This window comes from Stenotrophomonas sp. STEN021 (assembly GCF_056760175.1).
Map to the genome: position 1 here is coordinate 1 of NZ_JBRREH010000136.1, position 6,495 is coordinate 6,495.

Here is a 6,495-nt window from a genome sequence, read left to right on the forward strand (position 1 = left end):
CGGCAGGTGCTTTACCGGGAAAGCCTCAGCCGAGCATGGCTCGGCACTACGCTTCTGCCCCAGCCCTTCGAGGCAACCGAAACATTGCCGATTCCGGCAGCTCAGCCGCCGAACCCTGCCTCCATGACCTGTGGCCCAGCCCACTGTGTTGGCCTGCTGCTACGCTTGGGCAGTTCTCTTTCACCGGTGCCGAATGATGCCCAAGCTGCTGCCCCTGTCCCTGCTGTTGTTGACCGCTTTCGGCAGCGCCCATGCCGCGCCCACGCCGATCACCATCGAGCAGGCCATGGCCAACCCGGACTGGATCGGGCCGCCGGTGGAATCGGCCTGGTGGTCGTGGAACGGCCAGCAGGTCGAATACACGCTCAAGCGCCAGGGCAGCGCGGTACGTGACAGCTTCCGTCTGCCGGTGAGTGGTGGCATCGGCCAGCAGGTCGCCGATGACCAGCGCGGCACCCTCGATGCCGCCGACCGCGTCTATGACGGCAGCCGCCAGCGCATGGCCTTCGTCCGCAACGGCGACGTGTTCGTGCGCGACCTGCGCAACGGTGCGCTGACCCAGTTGACCCGCAGCAACGAGCGCGCCGGTGGCGTCAATTTCGCCAGCGACGGCGGCGTGATCTGGGAAGTGGGCAACAACTGGTTCCACTGGAATCCGCGCAACAACGTCACCAGCCAGGTCGCCCAGCTCAAGGCCGACAAGAACCCGGCCGACGCGCCCAAGGCCGACGTGCTGCGCGACCAGCAGATGCGCACCCTGTCCACCCTGCGCACCGACCGTGCCCAGCGCGAGGAGCTGCGTGAGCAGGGCGAGCGTTGGCGCCAGGCCGATCCGACCCGTGCACCGGCACCAATCTTCCTCGGCGCCGATGTCGAAATCGTCGACAGCGCACTGTCGCCCGATGCCCGCCACCTGATCGTGGTGACCAAGCCCAAGGGTTACGACGAAGGCCGCGGCGGCAAGATGCCGCTGTACGTCACCGAGTCCGGCTACGAAGAAGCCGAAGACACCCGCACCCGCGTTGGCCGCAACAATCCCGAGCCGCATGCGTTCTGGCTGGCCGATGCGGCTACCGGCAAGGTCGAAGCACTGTCGCTGGACACCCTGCCGGGCATCGCCACCGATCCGCTGGCCGAGCTGCGGCGCAAGGCCGGCAAGGACGCGCTCAAGGGCAACCGTCCGCTGGAACTGATGAGCGACTTCATGGGCGGCGGCATCCGCTGGAATGCAGACGGCAGCCAGGCCGCGCTGATGCTGCGCGCCAACGACAACAAGGACCGCTGGATCGCCACCACCAGCGCCACCAGCGCACGCCTGGAGAGCCGCCACCGGCTGACCGATGGCGGCTGGATCAACTGGGGTTTCAACGATTACGGCTGGATGCCCGATGGCCGCACCCTGTGGCTGCTGTCCGAAGAATCCGGCTATTCGCACCTGTACACGCAGAGCGGCAGCGCCAAGCCCAAGGCCATCACCTCCGGCAACTGGGAAACCTCGGCACCGGTGGTCAGCGCCGACGGCAACAGCTTCTACTTCGTCTGCAACCAGAAATGGCCGGGCGATTACGAGGTCTGCAATGTCAACGTCAACGGCGGTACCGTGCGTGAAGTGACTGCGCTCGATGGCGTGGAGGATTTCAGCCTGTCGCCGGATGGCCAGCAGCTGCTGGTGCGTTACTCCGCGGCCTACCTGCCGGCCCAGGTCGCGGTGCTGCCGGTCAGTGGTGGCGAAGCACGCAAGCTCACCGACACCCGCAGCGCCGAGTTCAAGGCCCGTGAGTGGGTACAGCCGCAGATGGTGCAGGTGCCGTCCAAGCACGGCGCCGGCCATGTCTGGGCCAAATACTACGGCCCGGAAAAGCTCGAGCCGGGCAAGCAATACCCGATCGCCATGTTCGTGCACGGTGCCGGCTACCTGCAGAACGTGCATGCACGTTACCCCGCCTACTTCCGCGAGCAGATGTTCCACAACCTGCTGGTGCAGAAGGGCTACATCGTGCTGGACATGGACTACCGCGGCAGCGAAGGCTATGGCCGCGACTGGCGCACCGCCATCTACCGCAACATGGGTCATCCGGAGTTGAATGACTACCTCGATGGCCTGGATTGGCTGGTGGAAACCAAGCAGGGTGACCGCGCCCACGCCGGCATCTATGGCGGCTCCTACGGCGGCTTCATGACCTATATGGCGCTGTTCCGCTCGCCGGGCACGTTCAAGGCGGGCGCTGCGCTGCGTCCGGTCGGTGACTGGCACCAGTACAACCATGCCTACACCGCCAACATCCTCAACACCCCGGACATCGATCCGGAGGCCTACCGCATCTCCTCGCCGATCGAGTATGCCGAAGGCCTGCAGGACAACCTGCTGATCGCGCACGGCATGATGGATGACAACGTGTTCTTCCAGGACTCGATCAACATGACTCAGAAGCTGATCGAGCTGCACAAGGACAACTGGTCGATCGCGCCCTACCCGCTGGAACGCCACGGCTATACGCGTGCCGACTCCTGGCTGGACCAGTACAAGCGCATCCTCAAGTTGTTCGAGCAGGAACTGAAGTAAGCACCGACAAGGGCGCCGCGAGGCGCCCTTGTTGTTTGTAGGTGTGGCTTGGCCCCCTCCCTTGCGCAACGCGCAGGGGAGGGCTGGGGAGGGGTGCTCTTGATCTTGATCCTGCTCCTGCCCCGCAGCGCCCACCATCTCCCACGCCTCCAGTACCATTCCCTCCACGGAGCCCTACCCGCTGGAAGCAAATGTCCTTCACCGAAAACCCCATCCGCATCGTCACCGCCGTCATCCTCGATCCGCAGCAACGCGTGCTGGTCGTGCGCAAACACGGCTCGGATACCTTCATCCAGCCCGGCGGCAAGCGCGAGCCGGGGGAGGATGCATTGCAGACCCTGGCACGTGAGCTGCACGAAGAACTCGGTGTGCATGTCGATAGCAGCACCGCAGTTGCGCTGGGCAGCTTCGAGGACGCCGCGGTCAACGAACCCGGCCGCCGTGTACAGGGCGAGTCCTTCCTGGTCAGCATCAGCGGCGCACCTCAGGTACAGGCTGAAATTGCCGAACTGGCGTGGATACCGCTGCAGCCACCACACGGTGTGAAACTGGCACCACTGAGTGCGCTGCATGTTCTGCCTGCAGCGCGTGCCACGCTTTCCCCCGCAGGGAAAGCCGATTGAGTTCGGCACTGGCCCACCCACACATCCGTAGCGAGCCATCGTGAATCCGCCAAAGCTCCCGCCAACTCCCGCCACGCCTTCCGCAGCGGCCTCGTTCATCGCCGTCACCGCCAAGCTGTCGCTGCTGATGTCTGCCATGGCCATTGCCTGGAGCCTGCTGCAGCTGCTGCTGGTGGGCGCGATGAGCCGCCTGGACATCGTCCGCGTGATGCAGAACGAAGGTTTTCCGGTAACGCCGGGCATGCTCTGGCTCGGTGAGCACGCGCTCTCGCTGAGCGTGTTGGGCCTGCTGCTGTCTATCGCCTTTCTGGCGGTATCCTGGGCCTTGCTCAGGCACCGCGAATGGGGCCGGATCGGCTTCATCGTCTTTCTGGTGCTGGTGGCGCTGGCCAACTTCGCCTTCCTGCCACTGATCCACGGCATGTTTGAAGCGATGCAGGCAATGGTGCCTGCCGACTTCCTCAATTCCCCACAAGGTCTGGAGATGCGCGTGCAACTGCGTTTTGGCCTGTGGACCTCGCTGATCACCGGCAGTGCCGCAGCAGTGGCATTGGCCGCGCTGCATGCGTGGTTGGTAGTCAAGCTGCGTCGCCCCGACGTTCGCGCCCTGTTTCGTTGAGCCCCCCGGAGTTTGCATGTCCGTCCCACGTTACCTCTCCGCCCTCGCCGGCGGCCTGCTTGCGCTGAGCGCACTGCCAGCCGCTGCCACCACCTTGAGCTGTGGCAGCTATACCGCCGAAGAGGGCTCGGCCCGCTTCGTGGTTGAAAGCAGCAGCCAGGCTTCAATGCGCTATGAAGGCCTGGCCCCTACCCAGTACGTGATCCGTCAGCAGGGCAACACCCTGCATGCCGCCGACGTGTCCAATGGCTTCAGCACCGAGTACAGCCTCAGCCGCGACGGCAAGCGCATCACCGGCAGCCTCGGCGACTACGTGCTTGATTCAAGCAGCAGCTGCAAGACCGCGCCCACGCCGGCCGCGAACAGCTGCCGTGCCGATATCGACAGCTGCATCGACAACGCCAGCTCGGCAACGCCGCAGCAGCTGCGCCTGTGGTGCCAGGAGGATCTGCCCTTCGCCTGCGAGCGCCTGCTGTCCAGCTACCGTGATGAGGCGCAGGCCGCACAACAGGCAGCAACGCCGGACCCGGACCTGGAAGAACCTGCGGTCTGCAAGGAAGGCACCCCGCAGTACAACGAAACGGCCTGCCTGGCAGCGGCCAAGGAAGTACTGGGCATCGCCATGGCCAAGGCGCTGCTCGGCGCGCTGAGCAGCGACAACGTGGTCCTGCCCGAGCCGCGCTTGAACGACCTGTTGCAGCTGTGCCGCAGCCACCCGGACGCAGGGTTCTGCGGCAAGGTCGCCGATGCGCATTGGGATGCCGAGCGCTACCTGCCCGCACGCGAAGCGCTGCAGCTGGCCTGCAAGGCCGGTGCCGACGAGATGACCTGCAAGCGCGCACAAGACCTGGCCGCGCTAAGCACTGCCGATCTTGAAGTGACCCCCGCCAGCACCCTGCCCTGCGGCGACTACAAGGCCAGCACCGGCCTGATGGACGAGCTCGGGTTCGGCAACGATGGCCTGGTGACGATGGGGATGGGCAGCGAGCTGCGCGCTCGCCTGCAGGATGGCGCCATCCACATTCGCCACGACAAGGGCGGCGACTTCGTGCTCAAGCCGCTGCGCAATGGCGGCCTGCTCGGCATCGACAGCTGGAACCGCTACGCCGTCTACCAACGCACGGGCGGGAACAGGCAGTGCAGCGCGCCCAAGGTATTCGTCGAGCTGCCGCTGCCGCAGGATTGCCCGCTGGGCAATGATCCGCAGGCCTGTTGCGACAACGGCAAGCTGCAGGGCTGCAATGCCATCGGTCACCGCCATTCACTGGCAGGTGACTGGCAGGCCGCCGCGCCGTCCTACCAGAAGCTGTGCCAGGCCGGCGTCCGCGCTGGCTGCGAGAACCTGCGCACGGTCTACGAGAACACCGGTGATGAAGACATCCCCGGCAAGCTGCTGTCCATCTGCAAGCGCGACGGCAAGGGCACCCATGTGGCCTGCGATGTCTACGAGACCACCAACTGGGCACTGGCCGGGTTGGGCGCACAGCTGATGCGTGCCGCCGAAGACCTGGACAGTGAACAAGAAGCCGAAGCGCCGCCGGCACCCAGCAAGGGCAAGTCGCTGCGCAAGTAAGGCACGGGGCGCAGGCTGTAGCAGCAGCCTGCGCTACAGTACGCACATGAACGAATTCGACCGCGTACGCGACTATCTGACCGGCCTGCAGGACCGCATCTGCGCCGCCATCGAGCAGGCCGACGGCCAGGCCCGTTTCAACGAAGACCGCTGGCAGCGCGCCGAAGGCGGCGGTGGCCGCACCCGCATCCTGCGCGATGGCGCGGTGTTCGAGCAGGCCGGCATCGGCTTCTCCGACGTCGCCGGCACCCGCCTGCCGCCCTCGGCCTCGGCCAACCGTCCGGAGCTCGCAGGAGCGTCCTGGCGCGCCTGTGGCGTGTCGCTGGTGTTCCATCCCAGCAACCCCTACCTGCCCACCACCCACGCCAACGTGCGCTACTTCCAGGCCGAACTGGATGGCAAGACGGTGGCATCCTGGTTCGGCGGCGGTTTCGACCTGACCCCGTTCTATCCGTTTGACGAGGATGTGCAGCACTGGCACACAGTTGCACGCGAGCTGTGTGCGCCTTACGGCGCTGATCGCTATGCTGCGCACAAGCGCTGGTGCGACGAATATTTCTTCCTCAAGCACCGCAATGAAACGCGCGGTGTTGGCGGCCTGTTCTTCGATGACCTGCACGCTGATTTCGAAACCGACTTCGCCTATATGCAGGCCGTTGGCGACGGCTTCCTCGATGCCTACCTGCCCCTTGTCGAACGCCGCAAGGACACGCCGTATGGCGAACGCGAGCGCGAGTTCCAGCTGTATCGCCGTGGCCGCTACGTCGAGTTCAACCTGGTCTACGACCGTGGCACCTTGTTCGGCCTGCAAAGTGGCGGCCGCAGCGAGAGCATCCTGATGAGCCTGCCACCGCGCGTGCGCTGGGAGTACGGCTACCAGCCCGACACCGGCAGCGACGAAGCACGTTTGGCCGAATACCTGGTCCCAAGAGACTGGCTGTAGTGCCGAGCCATGCTCGGCAAAGGTGTCAGCCGTGGTGTTGTGGGAGCGGCGTCAGCCGCGAAGCCGACAGCGATGAAGTGGCGACGATGCCTGCAATCGGACCGACCATGAGCTTCGCGGCGAAACCCCCCCCAAAAAAATTTGTTTACAGGTTAAACCCCAATGCCCCCCAGG

At 65.2% G+C, this 6,495-nt stretch carries 5 protein-coding genes; all 5 read left to right on the forward strand.

Going from position 1 to position 6,495, the window contains the following annotated elements; genetic code table 11:
- Window positions 1–196: 196 nt before the first annotated feature.
- The 5 genes from ACVOL0_RS19780 to hemF all read left to right on the forward strand — a co-directional run bounded on the left by ACVOL0_RS19780 (window position 197) and on the right by hemF (window position 6,321).
- Complete coding sequence (locus tag ACVOL0_RS19780) at window positions 197–2,563, forward strand: S9 family peptidase (RefSeq protein ID WP_481550537.1); 2,367 nt, start codon at window positions 197–199, stop codon at window positions 2,561–2,563.
- A 191-nt stretch (window positions 2,564–2,754) separates the two neighbouring features.
- Window positions 2,755–3,186 (forward strand): NUDIX hydrolase, encoded by a 432-nt coding sequence (locus tag ACVOL0_RS19785; RefSeq protein ID WP_481550538.1) that lies wholly within the window; start codon window positions 2,755–2,757, stop codon window positions 3,184–3,186.
- 40 nt (window positions 3,187–3,226) lie between these two features.
- Window positions 3,227–3,805 carry a hypothetical protein gene (locus ACVOL0_RS19790; protein WP_481550539.1) on the forward strand — a complete coding sequence of 193 codons (579 nt, stop codon included), beginning with the start codon at window positions 3,227–3,229 and terminating at the stop codon, window positions 3,803–3,805.
- Between the two features lie 16 nt (window positions 3,806–3,821).
- Complete coding sequence (locus tag ACVOL0_RS19795; protein WP_481550540.1) at window positions 3,822–5,378, forward strand: hypothetical protein; 1,557 nt, start codon at window positions 3,822–3,824, stop codon at window positions 5,376–5,378.
- Between the two features lie 46 nt (window positions 5,379–5,424).
- Window positions 5,425–6,321, forward strand: a complete 897-nt coding sequence (gene hemF / locus ACVOL0_RS19800) for an oxygen-dependent coproporphyrinogen oxidase (protein WP_481550541.1) — start codon at window positions 5,425–5,427, stop codon at window positions 6,319–6,321.
- Window positions 6,322–6,495 lie beyond the last annotated feature (174 nt).